This is a genomic window from Pseudomonas sp. GW823-FHT02C02, assembly GCF_058797635.1.
The window spans coordinates 40,583-62,075 of record NZ_JBXAJV010000001.1; the positions used below are offsets into that span (position 1 = coordinate 40,583).

19 protein-coding genes are annotated in these 21,493 nt (G+C 61.4%); 6 read left to right on the forward strand and 13 right to left on the reverse strand.

The window, feature by feature from the left end:
• Positions 1-6 precede the first annotated feature (6 nt).
• Together efeO and efeU are read right to left on the reverse strand one after the other, a co-directional pair.
• The gene (gene efeO, locus AC1ROI_RS00180) at positions 7-1,206 is read right to left on the reverse strand and encodes an iron uptake system protein EfeO (RefSeq protein WP_083376818.1); all 1,200 of its coding nucleotides are present in this window, start codon (positions 1,204-1,206) and stop codon (positions 7-9) included.
• Between the two features lie 8 nt (positions 1,207-1,214).
• Entirely contained in the window at positions 1,215-2,054 is an 840-nt protein-coding gene (gene efeU / locus AC1ROI_RS00185; protein ID WP_010460022.1) for an iron uptake transporter permease EfeU, read from the reverse strand.
• A gap of 288 nt (positions 2,055-2,342) precedes the next feature.
• On the opposite strand from efeU, the gene AC1ROI_RS00190 reads away from it, so the two are divergent.
• From AC1ROI_RS00190 to AC1ROI_RS00215, 6 genes are all read left to right on the forward strand, one after another.
• The gene (locus AC1ROI_RS00190) at positions 2,343-3,359 is read left to right on the forward strand and encodes an AraC family transcriptional regulator (RefSeq protein WP_042932818.1); all 1,017 of its coding nucleotides are present in this window, start codon (positions 2,343-2,345) and stop codon (positions 3,357-3,359) included.
• A gap of 151 nt (positions 3,360-3,510) precedes the next feature.
• The gene (locus AC1ROI_RS00195) at positions 3,511-5,169 is read left to right on the forward strand and encodes an AMP-binding protein (protein ID WP_077748379.1); all 1,659 of its coding nucleotides are present in this window, start codon (positions 3,511-3,513) and stop codon (positions 5,167-5,169) included.
• A 20-nt stretch (positions 5,170-5,189) separates the two neighbouring features.
• Positions 5,190-5,951 carry an SDR family NAD(P)-dependent oxidoreductase gene (locus AC1ROI_RS00200; RefSeq protein ID WP_102593771.1) on the forward strand — a complete coding sequence of 254 codons (762 nt, stop codon included), beginning with the start codon at positions 5,190-5,192 and terminating at the stop codon, positions 5,949-5,951.
• Between the two features lie 12 nt (positions 5,952-5,963).
• On the forward strand, positions 5,964-7,163 hold the full coding sequence (locus AC1ROI_RS00205) for an acetyl-CoA C-acyltransferase (RefSeq protein ID WP_102593772.1): 1,200 nt from the start codon (positions 5,964-5,966) through the stop codon (positions 7,161-7,163).
• Positions 7,164-7,299: 136 nt separating this feature from the next.
• Positions 7,300-8,427: an acyl-CoA dehydrogenase gene (locus AC1ROI_RS00210; protein ID WP_102593773.1), complete on the forward strand. Its 1,128-nt coding sequence runs from the start codon at positions 7,300-7,302 to the stop codon at positions 8,425-8,427.
• Between the two features lie 13 nt (positions 8,428-8,440).
• Positions 8,441-9,214: an enoyl-CoA hydratase gene (locus AC1ROI_RS00215; protein WP_077748383.1), complete on the forward strand. Its 774-nt coding sequence runs from the start codon at positions 8,441-8,443 to the stop codon at positions 9,212-9,214.
• A gap of 116 nt (positions 9,215-9,330) precedes the next feature.
• On the opposite strand, the gene AC1ROI_RS00220 is transcribed toward AC1ROI_RS00215, so the two are convergent.
• From AC1ROI_RS00220 to argH, 11 genes are all read right to left on the reverse strand, one after another.
• The gene (locus AC1ROI_RS00220; RefSeq protein ID WP_010460035.1) at positions 9,331-10,482 is read right to left on the reverse strand and encodes an acyl-CoA dehydrogenase family protein; all 1,152 of its coding nucleotides are present in this window, start codon (positions 10,480-10,482) and stop codon (positions 9,331-9,333) included.
• A 3-nt stretch (positions 10,483-10,485) separates the two neighbouring features.
• The gene (locus AC1ROI_RS00225) at positions 10,486-11,592 is read right to left on the reverse strand and encodes an enoyl-CoA hydratase/isomerase family protein (RefSeq protein ID WP_102593774.1); all 1,107 of its coding nucleotides are present in this window, start codon (positions 11,590-11,592) and stop codon (positions 10,486-10,488) included.
• Positions 11,593-11,810: 218 nt separating this feature from the next.
• Positions 11,811-12,518, reverse strand: a complete 708-nt coding sequence (locus AC1ROI_RS00230; protein ID WP_010460040.1) for an HPP family protein — start codon at positions 12,516-12,518, stop codon at positions 11,811-11,813.
• A gap of 160 nt (positions 12,519-12,678) precedes the next feature.
• Positions 12,679-13,857 (reverse strand): MFS transporter, encoded by a 1,179-nt coding sequence (locus AC1ROI_RS00235; protein ID WP_102593775.1) that lies wholly within the window; start codon positions 13,855-13,857, stop codon positions 12,679-12,681.
• 106 nt (positions 13,858-13,963) lie between these two features.
• Complete coding sequence (locus AC1ROI_RS00240) at positions 13,964-15,343, reverse strand: MmgE/PrpD family protein (RefSeq protein WP_102593776.1); 1,380 nt, start codon at positions 15,341-15,343, stop codon at positions 13,964-13,966.
• Complete coding sequence (locus tag AC1ROI_RS00245; RefSeq protein ID WP_077748388.1) at positions 15,340-16,227, reverse strand: polysaccharide deacetylase family protein; 888 nt, start codon at positions 16,225-16,227, stop codon at positions 15,340-15,342. Before AC1ROI_RS00245 ends, AC1ROI_RS00240 begins: the two co-directional genes overlap by 4 nt.
• Positions 16,220-17,068 (reverse strand): polysaccharide deacetylase family protein, encoded by an 849-nt coding sequence (locus AC1ROI_RS00250; protein ID WP_102593777.1) that lies wholly within the window; start codon positions 17,066-17,068, stop codon positions 16,220-16,222. The genes AC1ROI_RS00245 and AC1ROI_RS00250 overlap by 8 nt, the downstream gene beginning before the upstream one ends.
• Positions 17,069-17,203: 135 nt before the next feature.
• Positions 17,204-18,028 carry an ABC transporter substrate-binding protein gene (locus AC1ROI_RS00255; protein ID WP_042932091.1) on the reverse strand — a complete coding sequence of 275 codons (825 nt, stop codon included), beginning with the start codon at positions 18,026-18,028 and terminating at the stop codon, positions 17,204-17,206.
• Positions 18,029-18,067: 39 nt separating this feature from the next.
• The gene (locus AC1ROI_RS00260; RefSeq protein WP_010460050.1) at positions 18,068-18,832 is read right to left on the reverse strand and encodes an amino acid ABC transporter ATP-binding protein; all 765 of its coding nucleotides are present in this window, start codon (positions 18,830-18,832) and stop codon (positions 18,068-18,070) included.
• 10 nt (positions 18,833-18,842) lie between these two features.
• A complete protein-coding gene (locus AC1ROI_RS00265) occupies positions 18,843-19,721 on the reverse strand; it encodes an amino acid ABC transporter permease (protein WP_010460052.1) in 879 nt (292 codons plus the stop codon).
• Positions 19,722-19,874: 153 nt separating this feature from the next.
• Positions 19,875-21,302, reverse strand: coding sequence for an argininosuccinate lyase (gene argH / locus AC1ROI_RS00270; RefSeq protein ID WP_010460054.1), 1,428 nt, complete (start codon positions 21,300-21,302; stop codon positions 19,875-19,877).
• Positions 21,303-21,493 lie beyond the last annotated feature (191 nt).

The following is a 21,493-nucleotide window of genomic DNA, read 5'->3' on the forward strand; positions in this document are numbered from 1 at the left end:
TTCTGCTTAAAGGCCGGAAAGGCCGAGGGCGGGATCGATTCCATCGAGTGCGTCGGCCAGCGCCTTGGCCTTGTCGGCGATCTGTTTACGCTGCGCGGCACTCACTGTGTCGTAGCTCGCGTAGCCGTCCTGGACCTTCAACCCATTGAGTTCGGCATCGAGGGCAGTGATCGCGCTGTCGATCTTCGGCAACAACTCGGTGGCGGACTTGGTCAGCAACGGGCGCAACAGGTCGACGACTTTGCGCGCAGCAAAGAGGTTGGCGGCGAAACCGTTCAGGTCGGTGTGGCTGTAGCGTTCTTCTTCACCGCTGCTGGCACGCACATCGGCGAGGCTGTGCAGATTGCGCACGACAATGCTCACCAACTGCTCCGGTGGCAGCGATTGCGCGAGCAGTTGCTGTTTGAGCGTGGCGACGTCGCTGCTCAAGCGCTGGGCAACCGGTGCCAGACCGTCGAGGTTGCGTTGCTGGAACAGCGCGTACTCGATGCGGTGGAAACCGCTGAAGGCTGGATCCTGTTCGCGTTTCTCGAAGTAATCGGCGCGGGCATTGATGGCGTTGTCCAGTTCAGCCAGACGCTGGGCGGCGGGGGCGATCCGTTGATAAGCGGCGCGGGCGGGCACATACAGCGCTTGTGCCTGGCTCAGGTCGCCAGCGGCGATTGCTTGCTCAAGGGCGGCGACGGCTTTGATCAGCGCGCTGCTTTGACTGCTCAGGTACACACGGAATTCTGACAACGGCCCTACGAAGGCGACCATCGACGGCTTGGCCTTGGCGGCCGCGTCGGAGGCGGCAGTCGGAGTCACGTGCAAGGTGCCTCGCGGGTTGCTCAGCAATCCGCAGGTGATCGCATAGTCGCCGGGTAGCAGGTTGGCATTGATCACCTGGCTCAGGCCCGGCGCGATGTTTTCCCGTTCTTCGACTACCAGCACGCCGTCAAGGATCTCCCATTCCACCGCCCGGTCCGAGCGATTGACGATGCGGAAGCTGGCGCGACCCGCCGGAACGGACAGCGCATTCGGCTCGCAGCTGTGCGGGTGAATAGTCACCAGCACTTCGTCATGGTTAACCTGGCGCTTGGCCGCCGCCATTTTCGAGGCGTAGTAGAACAGGCCGCCGGCGGCGATCATCACGATCACCGAACCGGCCACCGCCCAGCGCAAGGCGCGGGGAGGCGAGGCCTGGGGAGGGGCTTGATTTGGCATGGGTGCCCTTATTGGCTGGAAACGGAAGAAGGTTGTTCAGCGGGTGCCGGGGCTGGGATGAAGAACATCACCAGCGCCACTGCCAGGTAAATCAGATAGGCCCCGAGGGTGCTGACCGTCGGCGCGTCCTGGTAACCGAACATGCCGGCCAGCACCGAACCCACCGGGCCGTCCATCGGCAGCGTCGCACTGAAGTCCAAGAGCACGGTTTGCAGGTGATTCCAGACTCCGGCTTCATGCAGCGCCTGCACCGAGTTGGCGAGAATGCCCGCCGCCACCACCAGGATGAACAAGCCGGTCCAGCGGAAGAACGCGCCGAGGTTCAGGCGCATGCTGCCGGTGTAGATCAGGAAGCCGACGATGATCGCCAGGATCAGGCCGAGGAGGGCGCCGATCGGTGCCGCCGGGCCTTCGCTCTGCTGGAACACCGCGAGCAGGAAGAACACCGTCTCCAGGCCTTCCCGGGCCACGGCGAAAAACACCATGGCGATCAGTGCCGTGACCTGGTGTTTGGAGCCGGTCAGCGCGTGGTCGAGGGAGACGTGCAGCGAGTGCTTGATCGAACGCGCCACTTTACGCATCCAGAAGACCATGGAGCTGAGAATGCCGACAGCCACCAGGCCGACCACACCTTCAAACAACTCCTGTTGTTTCTGCGGGAATTCGGCGCTCACCAGCTCCAGACCACCGCCCACCAGCAAGGCCAGCGCAACGGCAAGGAAAACGCCGATCCACACGGCGGGCATCCACTGGCCACGGCCGGTCTGTTTGAGGTAGCTGGCGATGATGCCAACGATCAACGCGGCTTCAATGCCTTCGCGCAGCATGATCAGAAAAGGAACAAGCATTCAGCACCGACTCAGGATTAGATAGGGTGCTAAGTTGTAACATAATGACACTCATTCCCAAATGGCATTCATTGGCATTTACCTGAACCTAACCTGAACAACTCTAAAGATCACCCCCCCTTGTAGGAGCGAGGCTTGCCCGCGAAGAACGATTACTCGGTATCAGGGCAAGACCGAGTCGCCTGCTTCGCGGGCAAGTCGGATCGCCGCACCGCTCGCTCCTACAGGATTGGGTCGCTGTGCGCTAAGATGCCGGCACTCAAACAAGATCAAGGCCCACCTCGCTCAATGTCGGAAAAAGACACCATCGCCATCCAACTGGTGCGTGAAGCCCTGTTGCAAAGCTGCGCCCCCGGAGCCGCCACCGACGAGGTATTGAACAAGGTCGGCATCGATCCGCAGCTGCTGCAAACCAGCGATGCCCGCGTTCCGGCGACGGCGTATGCACGGCTTTGGCGCTTGCTGGCCAGGCGCGGGGACGATGAATTTTTTGGCATGGACCCGCGCAAGCTCAAATCCGGCAGCCTTGAGTTTCTCTGCCGCAGCTCGATGATCCAGCCGAGCCTGGCAGCCGGCCTGACCTCAGGCCTGAGTTTCCTGTCGTTGATGCTCGAACGCATGCCGGCGCAACTGGTTCGTCAGCAAAGCCTGGCGGAGATCGTGTTGCTGGAAGATGAGCTGGACCCGCGCCGGGCCTTTACCTATTTCACCTACTGGATGATCGTGCACGGCGTTGCCTGTTGGCTGGCGGGGCGACGGATACCGATTCTGGCCATCGAATTACGCTGCCCGGCGCCGGATTTCTGCGATGACTATCAGGTGATGTTCTCCGAGAACCTGCGATTCGACCGGCCCCGCACGCGGATGATTTTCTCGGCGGATTGCCTGGACCTGCCGATCAAGCGCAGCCCGGAAGAACTCAAGCGCTTCCTGGCCCATGCGCCAGCGAATATTCTGGTCAAGTACCGCGACCCGGAGAGCCTGGCGAGCCGGATCAAGCATGATTTACGCCAGTTGCCCGCCGATCAGTGGCCGGAGACCGAGCCTCTGGCGCAGCAACTGTGCATGTCGGCCTCGACCTTGCGCCGGCGCCTGGCGGAGGAAGGGCAGACCTATCAAGGGCTCAAGGACAGCGTGCGCAAGGAATTGGCCATTGTCTGGCTGGCTGAGCCGAGTATCAGCTTTGCCGAGATCGCCACGCGGCTGGGGTTTGCGGATGCGAGTTCGTTCTACAAGGCGTTTCGCAAGTGGTCGGGGTCCAATCCTGGGCATTATCGGAGTTTGATCCTCAACGAAGCGAGCTAGATACCGATCATTCCCACGCATTGGCTACCTTGGCCAAACCAGTCAGACAACTTGATAGCTTTGACCATTGCCCCGAGCCCCGCGTGGGGTGAGTATTTCTGTGGTTTTTACGGTTCCCCCAACCTAATAAAAATACACAGGGATTCTGGCAATGCGCGATTACTTGTCTGCCACGTCACAGTTCAATTATCAGCACACCGTCGACGCCGCCCTGGCCGGCGATCTGACTGCCCTAAACGCCTGCGTCGAGTGTTGCGACCGGCATGCCTTGCCGGGGCGTATTGCGCTGTTCTGGGAAGGCCGCGACGGCGCCAGCGCCACGTATACCTTCAAGGACTTGCAGGACAAAGCCGCGCGCTTTGCCAACTTCCTTCTGGCCCAGGGCGTGAAAAAAGGCGACAAGGTCGCCGGCCTGCTGCCACGTAATATCGAATTGCTGATCACCGTCTTCGCCACCTGGCGCATCGGCGCGGTCTATCAGCCTTTGTTTACCGCCTTCGGCCCGAAAGCCATCGAACACCGACTCAGCTGCTCCGGCGCCAAAGTGGTGGTAACCGATGCGGTCAATCGCCCCAAACTCATTGAAGTCGCCGACTGCCCGACCATCGTTACCGTCGGCGGTGCGAAAGGCCAAGGCATCGTCCGTGGCGATTACAGCTTCTGGGCCGAACTGGCTAATTATTCCCCCGAGTACGAACCGGTGTTGCTGACCGGCGAAGACCCGTTCCTGCTGATGTTCACCTCGGGCACCACCGGCCCGTCGAAAGCCCTGTCGGTGCCGCTCAAAGCCATTGTCGCTTTCCAGAGCTACACCCGCGACGCCGTGGACCTGCGCCCCGAAGACGCGTTCTGGAACGTCGCCGATCCGGGCTGGGCCTACGGCATCTATTTCGGCGTCACCGGTCCCATGGCGATGGGGCATCCGATCACGTTTTACGATGGCCCGTTCACCCTCGAAAGCACCTGCCGGGTGATCAATAAATACGGGATCACCAACCTCACCGGGTCACCGACGGCCTATCGCTTGTTGATTGCCGGTGGCGACGAGTTCGCCAAGTCGATCAAGGGCAAACTGCGCATCGTCAGCAGCGCCGGTGAGCCGCTGAACCCGGAAGTGATCCGTTGGTTCGCCGACAACCTCGGGGTGGTCATTCATGACCATTACGGCCAGACCGAACTGGGCATGGTCCTGTGCAATCACCATGGCCTGGAGCACCCGATCCACATGGGCGCCGCCGGGTTTGCCTCGCCGGGCCACCGCATCGTGGTGCTCGACGACGAATACAAGGAACTCGGCGTCGGCCAGCCCGGCATCCTCGCCATCGACCGTACCCAGTCGCCGATGTGCTGGTTCGCCGGTTACGAAGGCGCGCCAACCAAGGCCTTCGTTGGCAACTACTACCTGAGTGGCGACACCGTCGAGTGGAACCCGGACGGCAGCATCAGCTTCGTCGGGCGCAGCGATGACGTGATCACCACTTCCGGCTACCGCGTCGGCCCGTTCGATGTGGAAAGTGCATTGATCGAACACCCGTCAGTGATCGAAGCGGCCGTCGTCGGAAAACCCGATCCGGAGCGCACCGAACTGGTCAAAGCCTTCGTCGTGATTTGCGAGCAATACCGCCCGACGCCGGAGCTGGCCGAAGAACTGCGCCAACACGTGCGCAAGCGTCTGGCCGCGCATTCGTACCCGCGTGAAATCGAATTTGTCAGCGAGTTGCCGAAAACCCCAAGCGGCAAATTGCAGCGCTTTATCTTGCGCAACCAGGAAATCGCCAAGGCTCAAGAGGCTGCGGCGAAGAACGTTTAGCTTGAATCAAGGACACAATGATGCAGATCGAAAACAAGGTTTTTCTCGTCACCGGCGGTGCCTCGGGCCTCGGTGCGGCCACCGCTGAAATGCTGGTCGCGGCTGGCGCCAAAGTGATGCTGGTGGACATGAACGCCGAGGCGGTCGCGGCCCAGGCGCAACGTCTCGGCGCGCAAAGCGTAGTGGCCGACATCAGCAACGAAGCCGCCGCCGAAGCCGCTGTGCAGGCGACGGTGAAAGCCTTCGGCGGTCTCAACGGTCTGGTCAATTGCGCCGGCATCGTGCGTGGCGAGAAGATCCTCGGCAAGACTGGCCCGCACGCGCTGGCCAGTTTCAGCCAGGTGATCAACGTCAACCTGATCGGCAGCTTCAATATGCTGCGCCTGGCTTCGGCGGCCATCGCCGAAGCCGAAGCGGATGCCGACGGCGAACGCGGCGTGATCATCAACACCGCCTCAGCCGCGGCTTACGATGGCCAGATCGGCCAGGCCGCTTATGCGGCGTCCAAAGGCGCGATCGTCAGCCTGACCTTGCCCGCCGCCCGTGAACTGGCGCGCTTCGGCATCCGCGTGATGACCATCGCCCCCGGCATTTTTGAAACCCCGATGATGGCCGGCATGACCCCGGAAGTTCGCGCGTCCCTGGCGGCCGGTGTGCCATTTCCGCCGCGCCTGGGCAAACCGGGCGAGTATGCCGCGCTGGTCAGGCATATCATTGAAAACAGCATGCTCAATGGCGAGGTGATCCGTCTCGACGGTGCCTTGCGCATGGCCGCTAAATAAGGAGGATTTGTCATGACTATTGCCAACGATCCCATCGTTATCGTCAGCGCCGTCCGCACCCCGATGGGCGGTTTCCAGGGCGAACTGAAAAGCCTGACCGCGCCGCAACTGGGGGCTGCCGCGATCCGCGCTGCCGTCGAACGCGCGGGTATCAAGCCTGAATCCGTAGAAGAAGTGCTGTTTGGCTGCGTACTGCCCGCCGGGCTCGGTCAGGCACCGGCGCGGCAAGCTGCATTGGGCGCGGGGCTGGATAAATCGACCCGCTGCACCACCCTGAATAAGATGTGCGGCTCGGGCATGGAAGCAGCGATTCTGGCCCACGACATGCTCGTTGCCGGCAGCGCCGAGGTGGTCGTCGCGGGCGGCATGGAAAGCATGTCCAACGCGCCGTACCTGCTGGACCGCGCCCGCAGCGGTTACCGCATGGGCCATGGCCGCGTGCTCGATTCCATGTTCCTCGACGGTCTGGAAGACGCCTACGACAAGGGCCGCCTGATGGGCACCTTCGCCGAGGATTGCGCCGAAACCAACGGTTTCAGCCGCGAAGCCCAGGACGCGTTCGCCATTGCCTCGACCACCCGCGCGCAGCAGGCGATCAAGGACGGCAGCTTCAAGGACGAGATCGTGCCGATTACCGTGACTGTCGGAAAAGAGCAGGTGCTGATCAGCAACGACGAACAACCACCGAAAGCCAAGCTGGACAAGATAACTTCGCTGAAACCGGCATTCCGTGAAGGCGGTACGGTGACCGCGGCCAACTCCAGTTCGATTTCCGACGGTGCGGCGGCGCTGGTGCTGATGCGCCGGTCCGAAGCACAGAAACAAGGTCTGAAACCGCTGGCAGTGATTCACGGCCATGCTGCATTTGCCGATACCCCGGGCCTGTTCCCGGTGGCACCGGTGGGCGCGATCAAGAAGCTGCTGAAGAAAACCGGTTGGTCCGTGGACGACGTCGAGCTGTTCGAAGTCAACGAAGCATTCGCGGTGGTCAGTCTGGTGACCATGACCAAACTGGAAATCCCCCACGAGAAGATCAACGTGCACGGCGGCGCCTGCGCCCTGGGCCACCCGATTGGTGCGTCTGGCGCGCGGATTCTCGTGACCTTGCTCTCGGCCCTGCGCCAGAAAGGCCTGAAACGCGGCGTTGCAGCGATCTGCATCGGCGGCGGTGAAGCCACGGCCATGGCTGTGGAATGCCTTTACCAAGGTTGACGCAATTCCCACTGTAGGAGCGAGCCTGCTCGCGAATGCGGTGTGTCATTCAACGTTAATGTCGACTGACACGGCTCTTCGCGAGCAGGCTCGCTCCTACAGGTTCTGCGTCAGGCTCAATTTTTAAGGATTCACCATGATTCCCGATGACGACCAACAACAGATCCGCGACATGGCCCGACAATTCGCCCAGGAACGGCTGAAACCGTTTGCCGCCGAGTGGGACCGCGAACACCGCTTCCCCAAGGAAGCCATCGGTGAGATGGCCGAACTGGGCTTCTTCGGCATGCTGGTGCCGGAGGAGTGGGGCGGTTGCAACACCGGTTACCTGGCCTACGCCATGGCTTTGGAAGAAATCGCCGCCGGTGACGGCGCCTGCTCGACGATCATGAGCGTGCACAACTCCGTGGGTTGCGTACCTATCCTCAAGTACGGCAACGACGATCAGAAAGAACGCTTCCTCAAGCCACTGGCCAGCGGCGCGATGCTCGGCGCCTTTGCCCTGACCGAACCGCAGGCCGGTTCCGACGCCAGCGGCCTGAAAACCCGTGCGCGCCTGGAAGGCGATCACTACGTGCTCAACGGCTGCAAGCAGTTCATCACGTCCGGGCAGAACGCCGGGGTGGTGATCGTGTTTGCCGTGACCGACCCGAGTGCCGGCAAGCGCGGCATCACGGCGCTGATCGTGCCGACCGATTCGCCGGGCTACAAAGTCGCCCGGGTCGAAGACAAACTCGGTCAGCACGCCTCCGACACCTGCCAGATTCTCTTCGAAGACGTCAAAGTGCCGGTGGCCAACCGGTTAGGTGAGGAGGGCGAAGGTTACCGGATCGCCCTGGCCAACCTTGAAGGCGGCCGCGTCGGCATCGCTTCGCAATCGGTGGGCATGGCCCGCGCCGCGTTTGAAGCGGCCCGCGACTACGCCCGTGAGCGTGAGAGTTTCGGCAAGCCGATCATCGAACATCAAGCCGTAGCCTTCCGCTTGGCAGACATGGCGACGCAAATCGCCGTCGCCCGGCAGATGGTGCATTACGCAGCGGCACTGCGGGACAGCGGTCAACCGGCCCTGGTCGAAGCGTCCATGGCCAAGCTGTTCGCCTCGGAAATGGCCGAGAAGGTCTGCTCCTCGGCGTTGCAAACCCTCGGCGGTTACGGTTACCTGAACGACTTCCCGCTGGAGCGGATCTACCGCGACGTGCGGGTTTGCCAGATCTACGAAGGCACCAGCGATATTCAGCGCATGGTTATTTCGCGCAATCTTTAAGAAGGAGTCCATTGTGAGTTACGAAACGATTTTGCTGGAAACCCACGGTCGTGTAGGCCTGATCACCCTCAACCGTCCGCAGGCGCTGAACGCGTTGAATGCGCAGATCGTCAGCGAACTGAACCACGCCCTCGATGGCCTGGAAGCTGATTCGAACATCGGCTGCATCGTGCTGACCGGCTCGAAAAAAGCCTTCGCCGCCGGCGCCGATATCAAGGAAATGGCCGAACTAACCTACCCGCAGATCTATCTGGACGACCTGTTCAGCGACAGCGATCGCGTGGCCAACCGCCGCAAGCCGATCATTGCAGCGGTCAACGGTTTCGCCCTGGGCGGTGGCTGTGAACTGGCGCTGATGTGCGATTTCATCCTTGCCGGCGACAATGCGAAATTCGGCCAGCCGGAAATCAACCTCGGCGTGCTGCCGGGTATGGGCGGCACCCAGCGCCTGACCCGCGCCGTGGGCAAGGCCAAGGCCATGGAAATGTGCCTGAGCGGACGTTTGATTGATGCGGTAGAAGCCGAGCGCTGCGGGATCGTCGCGCGGATCGTGCCGGCGGATGAACTGCTGGAAGAAGCGCTGAAAGTCGCCGCGTTGATCGCCAAGAAGTCGTTGCCGATCGCGATGATGATCAAGGAAAGCGTCAACCGCGCGTTTGAAGTGAGCCTGTCGGAAGGCGTGCGCTTTGAGCGCCGGGTGTTCCATGCGGCGTTTGCGACGCAGGATCAGAAGGAAGGGATGGCGGCGTTCATTGCCAAGCGTGAGGCGCAGTTCCAGGGTAAGTGATGTAGCGACCTCACCGACGCCTTCGCGGGCAAGCCTCGCTCCTACTGGGTTACGGGTCGTTCATGCGAACACCGATAACCTGTAGGAGCGAGGCTTGCCCGCGAAGCTTTCAAGCTTCACACCAGATAGTTTTTCAACTCCCGGGCAATCACCATCCGCTGTATCTCGCTCGACCCTTCATAAATCTGCGTAATCCGCGCATCCCGGTAATAGCGCTCCACCGGGTAATCTTCCAGATACCCGTACCCGCCATGAATCTGCATCGCCGACGAGCAGACTTTCTCGGCCATTTCCGACGCAAACAGCTTGGCCTGCGAAGCCTCGGACAGGCACGGTTTGCCGGCACTGCGCAGCCGAGCCGCATGCAGGATCAGCAAGCGCGCCGCGTTTAGCCGTGTGTGCATGTCAGCGAGCATATTCGCGATGCTCTGGTGCTCGATGATCGGTTTGTCGAACTGCACCCGATCCCGCGAATACGCCAGTGCGGCTTCGAACGCTGCCCGGGCAATGCCCAGCGCCTGGGCAGCGATGCCAATGCGGCCGCCTTCGAGGTTGGACAGGGCGATGGCCAGCCCTTTACCGCGATCACCCAGCAGATTGGCTTCGGGAATCGTGCAGTTGCTCAAAGTCACCGCGCAGGTGTCGGAGGCGCGAATGCCCATTTTGTGTTCGGTGCGGTCGACGATGAAACCGGCGGTATCGGTCGGCACCAGGAACGCCGAGATGCCGCGCTTGCCCAGGTCCGGATCGGTCACGGCAAACACAATCGCCAGTTTTGCCCGCTTGCCATTGCTGACGAATTGCTTGGCGCCGTTGATCACCCATTGGCCGTCGCGCAGTTCGGCGCGGGTGCGCAGGTTGTGCGCTTCGGAGCCGGCTTGCGGCTCGGTCAGGCAGAAGCAGCCGATCGCCTGGCCGCTGGCCAGATCCGGCAACCAGGTTTGTTTCTGTTCTTCGGTGCCGTAGTTGAGCACCGGGCCGCAGCCCACGGAATTGTGGATGCTCATCAATGCGCCCGTGGCGCCGTCGCCGGCCGAAATCTCTTCTACCGCCAGGGCGTAGGCGACGTAGTCGACATAGGTGCCGCCCCATTCTTCCGGCACCACCATGCCCAGCAGGCCGAGTTCACCCATCTTCGCCACCAGACCGTCATCGATCCAGCCGGCCTTTTCCCAGGCTTGCGCATGGGGCGCGATTTCGCCGCGGGCAAAGTCCCGGGCCATGTCGCGGATCATGACTTGCTCTTCGCTCAATTCGATATCGTGCATGGCTCAGTTCCCGCTCTGGTCAAAACCGCTGAAGAAACTCGCGACGTGCTCGGCGTCCAGCGCCTGCAAGGTTGGCGGATTCCAGCGTGGTTGCTTGTCTTTATCGATCAGCAAGGCGCGCACGCCTTCGATCAGGTCGCCGCGCGCGAACCACTGACGGTCCAGGTGCAGCTCAAGGGCGAAACAGTCTTCGAGGCTCAAGTGCCGACCACGGCGCAGCATTTCCAGGGTCACGCCCATCGCCAGCGGCGAACGGCTCTCCAGCAGGTCGGCGGTGGTCATGGCCCATTCATGGCTGTCGGCGACCGTCACTTCACGCAGTTGCTCAACAATACTCGGCACATCGGGCAGGGCGAAGAAGTGATCGATGGCCGGGCGCAGCGCTTCCAATGGCGCATCGGGCAGTTGTTGCACCGCGAGTTTCGCCAGCAGGCCTTGCAGGTCCTTGAGCGGCGTGTCGCGCCATTCGAGCTGGTCGAGTTGCTCGTCGAGGGCGCCGAGTTTTTCGCTTTCCAGAAACCAGTCTGCCAAGCCGCAATAGAGCGCATCGGCTGCGCGGATTTGCACGCCGCTGACGCCCAGATAAATTCCCAGCTCACCGGGAATCCGTGGCAAGAAATGACTGCCACCGACGTCCGGGAAATAACCGATGGCCACTTCCGGCATCGCCAGACGGCTCTTCTCCGTGACCACGCGCAAGTCAGCGCCTTGCACCAGACCCATGCCGCCGCCGAGGACAAAACCGTCCATCAGGGCCAGCACCGGTTTGCAGTAGTGATGAATGGCGAGGTCGAGGGCGTATTCCTCGACGAAGAAGTCTTCGTGCAACGTGTCGCCGCTTTTGAAACTGTCATACAGCGAGCGAATATCGCCGCCGGCACAGAAGGCTTTCTCGCCGGCACCGCGCAAGACCACCGCGTGAACCTGCGGATCCTGCGCCCAGGCGTCGAGCTGGCGCTGCAGGTGGCGGACCATGTTCAGGGTAATGGCGTTGAGACCGGCGGGGCGATTGAGGGTCAGGTGACCGATGTGGTTGCGGACCTCGGCCAGCACTTCGTTTTGCGTGGCATCCATGAACGAAGTCTCTTTCGATGAAACCTGAGCAGTCATCACTAACTCCCTGCTTTTATTGTTCTTTATAGAGAAGCTCGCGCGCGAGCGATCCCGGATCGTACCAGTGCAAATTTATGATGTACAACCGGGATATATGCAGGTGCTTTCTGCATATTTGCATGGGCCTGTGAGAGCGAGCCTGCTCGCGAAGGCGTTGTGTAATTCAACATTGAGGTTGACGGGCAGGGCGTCTTCGCGAGCAGGGAGGTGTGTCGTCAGGAACTATGACGCAGCACTTCACTAATACTGCGACGTTTGGCGTGTAACTCACTGATATGAATCAGTTGTTCCAGGTCTTCCGGGGTGACATCGAAGAACGCCTCCATGTCCGCCAATGCCAGTTTCAAGTCCTGGGCTGTGATGGCCTGGCTGTCGATCGGCGGATGATCCGCCGGCACCATGGGCACCGGCTCGGCAGCGCGCTTGGGGTAGCGAATGCGCGTCAGGTTGTTATAGGCCAGCGCGCAGAGCAGCATGGTCGATGCGGCGAGCATCACCGCGCCGAGGGCTTTCCAGTCCAGTGCGATGGTTGCCGGATCGGCCAGCACCAACAGCAACGCCAGCGCTCCGGCCGGTGGGTGCAGGCAACGCAACCAGCACATCAGGATCAGCGCCATGCCCGCCGCCAGGCAGGCGCTGCCAAGGGTTCGGCCGAGAACATGTGCGACCAGCAGCGCAACAACGCCGGCACTCAAGTATCCGCCCAGAATCGACCATGGCTGGGCAAGGGCGCCGGAGGACACCGCGAACAGCAACACCGCCGATGCGCCCAACGGCCCGATCAAATGTTGCGCCACTTCCATGCCGAACACTTGGGCGCACAGCCAGACGCTGAACAGCGTGCCCAGGGACATGCCAATGGCAGCACGGCTCCATTCGGAAGGACGGGTGTTGATGGCGGCAGGTAACCAGCGAGCGAGCATGAGGCAAACGATCCGTTGGTAAAAATCCAGGAAAAAAAAAGGCTTAACTGGGAAACCCAGAAAGCCCTTGAAGGTGTTCCAACTATTGGGGGAGGAACGGGGCACAGTGTGCCGTTCAATCCCGATGCTTACAAATTCATATTAATGCAGTTTGAGTGCATTATTTTTGCTGTAACGCGACTCGACGACCGCTCATGAAACACAGGAACCCGCCCATGGCCGTCAGCGCGCTCAGGGCATAAAACATGGTGGGTGCCGGTGTGTGCATCAGCAGGAAGCCACAAATCACCGGGCTCAGGGCTCCGCCGAGGGCCGCGAGGTTTTGTGCGCCGTAGTAACTGCCGCGCAGTTCTTCCGGGGCCAGTGTGTCGACGAAGAGAAATTCGGCGGGGTAAATGATCATTTCGCCGAGGGTGAAGATGAACATCGCCACGCACCAGCTCACCAGGCTGTCGGCCAGACTGAAGCCGATCAACCCGACGATAAACAGGCTGGTGCCGCCGGCGATCCAGTAACGCAGCTGTTCGCGCTTGAGGAATCGGCCGATCTGGTATTGCAGCAGGATCACGCTGATGGCGTTGCAGGCGAGCAGGGCGGCCATGGTTTCCAGCGCGCGCTTGGAATCATGGGTCACCAGCAGGTATTGCGACAGGTACAGGGTGAATCGACCGTGGACCACGGTGCTGAGCAGGCAACCGCAGGTGAACATGATCAGTGTGCGGTCGTTCTTCAGAGTAATCAGCGTCTTGAGAAAACTTTGGGGTTGGCCGATCGGGGGTGTCTGCGACGAGTCCCTGGGGATGCCGATCATCAGGAAAATGCTGAAGAACGCGATGCCGCCGGCTATCAGGAACGGCGCAATCGGGTACACCCCGGCAATCACCACGCCGAGCATCGGGCCGGTGGCGTAGCCGATGTTGGTCAGGGTGTAGCGCAGGGAAAACGCCTTGGCGCGTTGGCCAATCGGCAGGTTTTCGCTGAGGATCGCCTTCGAGCCGATCAGGAACAGCGCCGAGGCGGTTTCGGTGATGACCAGGGTGGCGGTGGTCAGGTAGAGGTTTTCGGCGAAGGTCAGCAGGACGAAGCCGATGGCGCTGGAGAGCATCGCCAGAATCAGCAGCCGACGTTTTTCGAGGCGGTCGATGATGTAGCCGCCATAGAGCGCGAGCAGGGTGGCGATGAACACCGCGATGCCCAGCAGCAAACCGACGTCCTGCTGGTTGAGGCCGAGCTTGTTGCTCAGGAACAAGGTGAGCAGCGGGCTGGTGATGGCGCGGCTGACGACGATGGTCAGCGAAACGATCATCAACCGGCGGATTACGAGCGAGTAAGTGGCCACGGTGGGGCAAATGTCCTTATTTAGGTTTTGTGGTGTTCGTCGTGGAGCCGCGTCGCCTTCATTCGCGGGCAAGCCTCGCTCCTACAGGTTGTTGGTGTCCGCATGATCAACGCATGACCTGTAGGAGCGAGGCTTGCCCGCGAAGAGGCCCGCACAGGCAAAACACCGATTCAAGCGTGTCCAACCGCCACAATTGCTCAAGCAATTCCCCAGCCTGCTCCAGGGGCATCACCCGCCCGGCCAGACTGAAAAACTTCTCCTCCAGCGCCGCATCACTCAACGGATTCCCCGGCGCGCCCAATGGCGGGTCGACACAAAGATTTGCCTGCCGACCGTCCACCGTCCGCACGCAGATGACGGGCTCGCCATCCTCTGACAGTTGCGGATCCACTTCAAGACGAATGCGCGCCATCCAGTGAGCAATCCGAGGGTCGCCCCGTTGTGCCTCGTCATAGGCTTCCAGCCGGCAATGACCATGAACCAGCCGGGCGGCGAGGGCATAGGGCAAACTCATCTGTGCCGCCGCGAGCGTGCTGACATCCTGTCCACCGCACATGTCCTGAAGAAACCCGCACAACGAGACTTCGATGTCTTCAATCTGATCGGCGCCGACCTGCAGTTGATCCATTAACAACCCCAACGCATCGATTGCCGAATGAGTCCCCCGGCACGCGGCGTAGGGCTTGATCGAGCAGCGGGCGAGCTTCCACACGACGCCCAGATCCGCATCGAGCGCGGTCGGGTTTGAGGCCACGCCGGCCAGGGTTCTGAGAAAACCGCCCCAGACATCCTCGAACAACTTTTTCGGTCCGCTGATGCCTTGTTGAGCAAACCGCGCCGCCAGCAATCCACCTTCGGCCGCTCGACCGCTGTGCAGCTTTTTACTCTGCGAGCCGTCGTGGATGAAGGCCCACAGACCACCGCTGAAACTTCCAGCGATGCCCAGTGCCGACACGGTTTGCGCGGCGTCCAGTCCAAGGATCCGCGCGCTCGCCGCCGCGGCGCCGAACACCCCGCAGGTCGCGGTCGAATGCCAGCCCGCGCCGTTGTGCGCCGAATAGCCGCCGCAGGCTTCGAGCACGCGACGGCTGACGTCGTAGCCAATCACCACGGCGGTAATCAACTCGCGGCCGTTGACCGGTTCGGTCTTCATCGACACCGCAGCCATCACCGCCGGCAGCACCACCGCGCCGGAGTGGTCGCAGCCCCCTGTGTCGTCCAGTTCCAGGGCGTGGGCGGCGATGCCATTGAGGATCGCGGCCTGAGCGGCGCCCATGCGCAGATCAGTGCCCCAGACCAGGGTGTCGCCGGCTTCACTTGCGAATACCTGACGCGCCTGTTTCGCCACTTCGCTGTCAGCCCCGGCCAATGTCACGCCGAAGGTGTCGAGGATGTGCCGTTTGGCTTGCGCCACCAGGGCCGGTGGCAAATCTTCAAAGCGCGTGTCGACGCAAAACTGCGCGAGTCGCTGCATGCGTTCAGTCATACGAGGTAATCCCGGTAATGCCGCTCATACACCGATGCCGGATGATCCTCGGTCACGGGGACTGCCGAATCGGCCCACCATTGCGCGACCTCGCCGGCCGTGGCGATCCACACGTCATCGTGCTGCTGCATGCCCTCAAGCAATTCACGCAACACGCCAATTCGCCCCGGCGTGGCAATGATTTCCGGGTGCAGGCGCAGCACGTAACACAGGCCAAACCGGCGAAACCCGGCGAAGTCCATTTGCAGGTTGCCCAGGGTGTGGCTGTAAGAGGCGATTCGCGATTGTGCCGGCGGCACCGCCGGGCTGAGGTTGAAGGCGAAATAGGGCTCGTCTTCCAGTTCGTAGTGCAACGGCAGCTCGATCACTTCGGGGGCGGTGGGGTGAGCGAACGGCAAATCATCGCCGCGCCACGACGAAGACCAGCGAATGCCTTGGTTCCTCAGCGCCTCGATGAAGCCCGGCGCACCGTTACCGGCCGGGATTCGAAACCCGCTTGGACGCTGGCCGGTCAGCGCCGCGAGCGCTTCGCAACCCTTGGCAATCTCGGCGCTTTGTCCGGCCAGATCGAGCAGGTCGTAGTTCTGGTGGCGATAGCCGGCGCAGGCGATCTCATGCCCGCCGGCCTGAATTGCCCGAAGGTGTTGCGGGTTTTCCTCGGCAACGATGCCTGGGATGCACCAGCTGCTTTTTACCCCGAGTTCGGCGAACAAACCGAGCAACCGCTCGACGCCGCGCTGGGTGCCGTAACGCCAGACCGACAGCGTCTTGTCGCGGCCCGCGACTTCAGGCGCCTGGGTCAGGATGCCGTGGATGTCGTTGTAGTCGACGGTCAGGACCACGGCGCAGCGGTAGCCTTTGGGCCAGACGGTGGAATCAGCCATGGTGATGCTCCTTGAGCCACCACTGGGCGACATCGCGGCAGGTGGCAAACCACACGTCGTCGCGCTGACGCATGTGTTCGAAGAGTTTTTCCAGCAGCAGGATGCGCCCCGGCTTGCCGGTGATCTTGGGGTGGAACAGGGTAGTCAGGCACAGCCCTTCATTCATCGCGCCGTCGTACTCGCGGCACCAGTTGTCGAGGGTCAGTGCGTAGCTGGCGGTGCGGTCCAGCCCCGAGGGGAAGTCCGGCGCCCGGGTGTAGGCGAGGGAGGCGTAGTCGTCCATTTCCCAGCGGCCGGGGATTTCCACCAGCGGGGTTTCATGGCCCGGCACTTTCACCAGGTACGGGCGGTCATCGCCGCGCATGCTGCTGGAGTAAGTCACGCCGGCTTCCACCAGCATCGCCGGGGTCTCGGCTCGCCAGTCGCCGGAGGGGGTGCGGAAACCTTCGGCGCGGATGTTCAGGTGTTTCCAGAACACCTCGCGGGATTTGTTCATCACATCCTTTTGCTGTTCCAGCGCCAGGGCGTAAAAGGATTCGTGTTTGTAGCCGTGGTACGCCACCTCATGCCCGCGCTCGACAATCGCCTGGCACTGTTTCGGCCAGTTTTCCACGACCCAGGCCGGGACGAAAAAGGTCGTCGGGATCCGGTATTCGTCGAGCAAATCCAGAATCCGCGGCAAGGCCCGGTAAGGACCATAACCGCCAAAACCGAAGTACTCGGGCTTGCGCCAGATCGAACCGTTGAGCATCGCATCGCCCGTCGGGCCATCGAGGTCGAAGGCCAGGGCGAGGCAGGCTTTGTGCGGGTAGGGCCAGGTGGGTTGGGGGGCGGAGGACATCGTGGCGCTCCATTTTATCTATAAGTAAAACGCAGTTCCTGTAGGAGCGAAGCTTGCTCGCGAAGAGGCCGGTACATTCAACATCTCTGCCAAACACCGCCTTCGCGGGCAAGCCTCGCGCCTACAGGGCAAGCATTACTTGCCGGCGTTGATGGTCACGGTCTTGATCGCGCCCAGTTCCAGGTCCCATTTCTTGAGGATCGCCTGATAGCTGCCGTCATCGACCATGCTCTGCAACGCGACCTTCACCGCTTCACTCAACTCAGGCTTTTTCTTGCTCACGCCAAGGCCGGTGAACTGCTGGGAGATTGGCAGGCCCACGGTCTTGTACATGTCCTTTTCCTGGGTTTTGAGATACGGCAGGGTTTCGCTACCCTGCATGGCCGCATCGATACGGCTCTGACGCAATTGCGCGCGGGCATCGGCCGAGCCTTCGGTGCCGACCACCACGATGGCCGGTTTGCCGGCGCCTTCGCAGTGGGCCTTGCTGTATTCAGCAATTTCCGCCGGGAAGGTGGTACGACGGCTGGTGCCGACTTTCTTGCCGCACAGGTCGGTGATCTCGTTGAAGTCCTTGTTCTTCTGCAAGGTGTAGAACTGCGGGCCACTGGTGAAGTAGTCGACAAAGGTCACGCTGGCCTGGCGTTCAGCGGTGTCGGTCATGCCCGACATCACCATGTCCACGCGGTCGGTGGTCAGGGCATTGATCATTTGCTCGAAGCCGGTTTCCTGCCACTTGATCTTCACGCCCAGACGTTCGGCCAGGGCATTGCCCAGGTCAACGTCGAGACCGGTGAGGGTGTTGGTGGCCGGGTCCTTGAAATCCATCGGCGGGTAGTTCGGCATGATCGCCACAACGACCTCGCCTTTTTCCTTGATGCCGGCCGGAAGCTCAGCGGCGAAGGTGAAGCCGCAAGCCATAACGCCTGCGAGTACTGTCGGGATAACTATTTTCTTCATGGTCGTTCTCTTATGAGTGTTGTGAGCGCCAAACGGCGCTTAGGTTCGAACGGCAGAAATGAAGCTTTGGGTGCGCGGGTTTTGCGGACTTATTAGTATTTCTTCGGGGCTTCCAGCCTCCACGATCTGCCCGCCGTCCATGAACACCATGCGGTTGGCAACCTCACGGGCAAAGCCCAGTTCATGGGTGACGACGATCATGGTCATGCCGGTTTGCGCGAGGTCACGCATCACCGACAGCACCTCACCGACCAGTTCCGGGTCGAGTGCCGAAGTGGGTTCATCGAACAGCATCAGCTTGGGACGCATGGCCAGGGCACGGGCAATGGCGACGCGTTGCTGCTGACCACCCGAGAGTTCGATCGGGTAGCTGTTACGCTTGTCGGCCAGGCCGACGCGAGCGAGCAATTCCACGGCTTCTTCGTGCGCCTCTTTGGGCGAACGCTTGAGCACCTGGCACGGCCCTTCGATGATGTTTTGCAGCACAGTCATGTGCGGGAACAGGTTGAAACGCTGGAACACCATGCCGGTGGACAGGCGTTGACGGGCGATCTGCGACTCGTTGAGCTCGTGCAGTTTGTTGCCGACGACCCGGTAACCCACCAGTTCGCCGTCGACCCACAGGCCGCCCTTGTCGATCTTTTCCAGCTGGTTGACGCAACGCAGCAAGGTACTTTTGCCGGAGCCGGACGGGCCAATGATGCACAGCACTTCGCCTTGCTCGACTTCGATATTGACGTCCTTGAGCGCGTGGAACTGGTCGTAATATTTGTTCAGGCTCACGGCCTTGACGATGCTTCTCATGTGGGGCTCCTCAAGAACGCTTGCCGGCGCCGCGAGCGAAACGACGCTCCAGACGGCTTTGACCGAAGGACAGCACGGTGACGGTGGCCAGGTACCAGATACCGGCGACGATCAGCAGCTCCATCACGCGGGCGTTGGCGTAGTAGATGTTCTGGGCGTTGTAGAGCAGCTCCGAGTACTGGATGACGCTCGCCAGGGAGGTCATTTTCACCATGCCGATGAACTCGTTGCCCACCGGCGGAATGATCACCCGCATGGCTTGCGGCAGGATGATCCGGCGCAGCGCTTGCAGACGCGGCATGCCGATCGACTTGGCGGCTTCGTACTGCCCGGTGTCCACCGACAGCAGGCCGGCGCGCACCACTTCGGCGGTGTAGGCGCCCTGGTTGATGCTCAAGCCGAGCAGGGCGGCCACGAACGGGGTCATCAGAGTCACGGTGTCCATTTCGAACACGCCGGGAATGCCGATGGTGGGAAAGATCAGCGCCAGGTTGAACCACAACAGCAGTTGCAGGATCAGCGGCGTACCGCGAAACAGCCAGGTGTAGGTCACCGCGACATAACGCAGGATCGGATTGGCCGACATGCGCATGATCGCCGTGATCACCCCGAAGACGATGCCCAGGGCCATCGCCAGCACCGCCATGACGATGGTGTTGAGCAAACCCCACATGATCGCTTGCGAGGTAAGGAACTGGCCGATGTACGACCATTCGATCTTGCCTTCGGCGAAGGCGCGTACCAGCCCGAGAATCGCAATGACGATGACGGTGGCGAAGAAAATCCGCCCGTAATAACGCCGGGGCACGTGGTGGTATTGGGTAATGTCGAACTGGTTTTCCGCCAGTTTTCGCTCCCGCTGGAGTCGTTCTGCCTGAGTCTGGCTCATGTTGTTTCTCCGTACACTGTTCATTCAGATCAACCAAAATCCCCTGTAGGAGCGAAGCTTGCTCGCGAAAGCGGTGTGACATTCAACATTGAGGTCGACTGACATGACCTCTTCGCGAGCAAGCTTCGCTCCTACGGATTTTTGCGTGCTGCTTCAGAGGCGGAAACCCTGATAGTTCTCGGTCCATTGCTGCTGCGCCGCGAGGGCGGTTTTCAGACGGCCGATCTGCTCGCGCACCTGTTGCGGCGCCGTGCCACCCCAGCCACTGCGGGCGGCGATGGCAGCTTCGAGGGTCAGACTCTCGCGCACTTCCGCGGTCAGGCGTGGATCAATCTCGGCCAGCAGCGCCGGCGATGCTTCCCACAATTCAATGTCGTGTTTCTCACAGGCCTGGACCAGCGCGCCGGTGATTTCATGCGCTTCCTTGAACGGTACGCCGCGCATGGCCAGCCAGTCGGCGACTTCGGTGGCCAGGGTGAAACCGAGCGGTGCCTGGCGACGCAGTTCTTCGACGTTGACCTTCATGGTTGCGACCATCCCGGCCATGGCCGGCAACACCAGCAGCAGCGTGTCGACGCTGTCGAGCACGCCGTTCTTGTCTTCGCTCAAGTCGCGGTTGTACGACAGCGGCAGGGATTTCAACGTCGATAACAACCCGGTGAGGTTGCCGATCAGGCGGCCAGCCTTGCCCCGGGCCAGTTCGGCAATGTCCGGGTTCTTCTTCTGCGGCATGATCGAACTGCCGGTGGCGTAGGCATCGTCCAGCGCGACCCAGCGAAATTGCCGCGAGGACCACAGGCAAAACTCTTCGGCGAGGCGGGAAATGTTGATCCCGAGCATGCTGGCGATAAACAGAAACTCGGCGACGTGATCGCGGCTGGCCACGGCGTCAATGGAGTTTTCGCAGACGCCGCTGTAGCCCATTTCCTTGGCCGACTGCTGCGGCAGGCGCGCGATGGCGGAACCGGCCATGGCCGCCGCGCCGAGTGGCGACAGCGAGGTGCGATTGTCCCAGTCCACCAGGCGTTGCACGTCACGCAGCATCGATTGAGCGTGAGCCAGCAAGTGGTGAGCGAAGACGATCGGTTGCGCTTGCTGCAAGTGAGTGAAGCCTGGACAGATGCTCTCGATGTGTTGCTCGGCCTGATCCACAAGCGCTTGCTGCAAGGCCAGCACTTCGACGGCCAAGGTGCGCACGTGATCCCGTAGGAACAGACGCAGGTCGTTGGCGGTCTGGTCGTTACGGGACCGCCCGGCGCGCAGTTTGCCACCGAGGGCGCCGAGGCGTTCGGTCAGCAGGCGTTCGATAAAGGTGTGGACGTCTTCGTCGTCCAGGGTCGGCGCGATGCTGCCGGCACGGAAGTCATCACCGATGCGCGTCAGAGCGTCGAGCATGGTCAGGGTTTCCTGCTCGCTCAACAGCCCGGCGCGCTGCAATTCACGGGCATGCGCCTTGGAACCGGCGAGGTCATACGGGGTAAGGCGAAAGTAGCGTTCGGGGCAACGGGACAACGCCGCCAGGGCTTCGGACGGGCCGCTTTTGAAGCGGGCACCCCAGAGACGGTCGGTGGATTGAGACATTGTTGTTTTCCTCGTCGTAGCCGGAAGTTAGTCATTAGTTTGGTGTGATGCCGAAGAGCTTCGCGGGCAAGCCTCGCTCCTACAGATCGGTATGCCGGACCTGGAACCCGTGCCGGGATCGTTAAAAAATCAACCGGGCGTGGTCAGGCCAAAGCAGTTTCAATAGGGGCAGTTATATCGTTGCGAGAGCT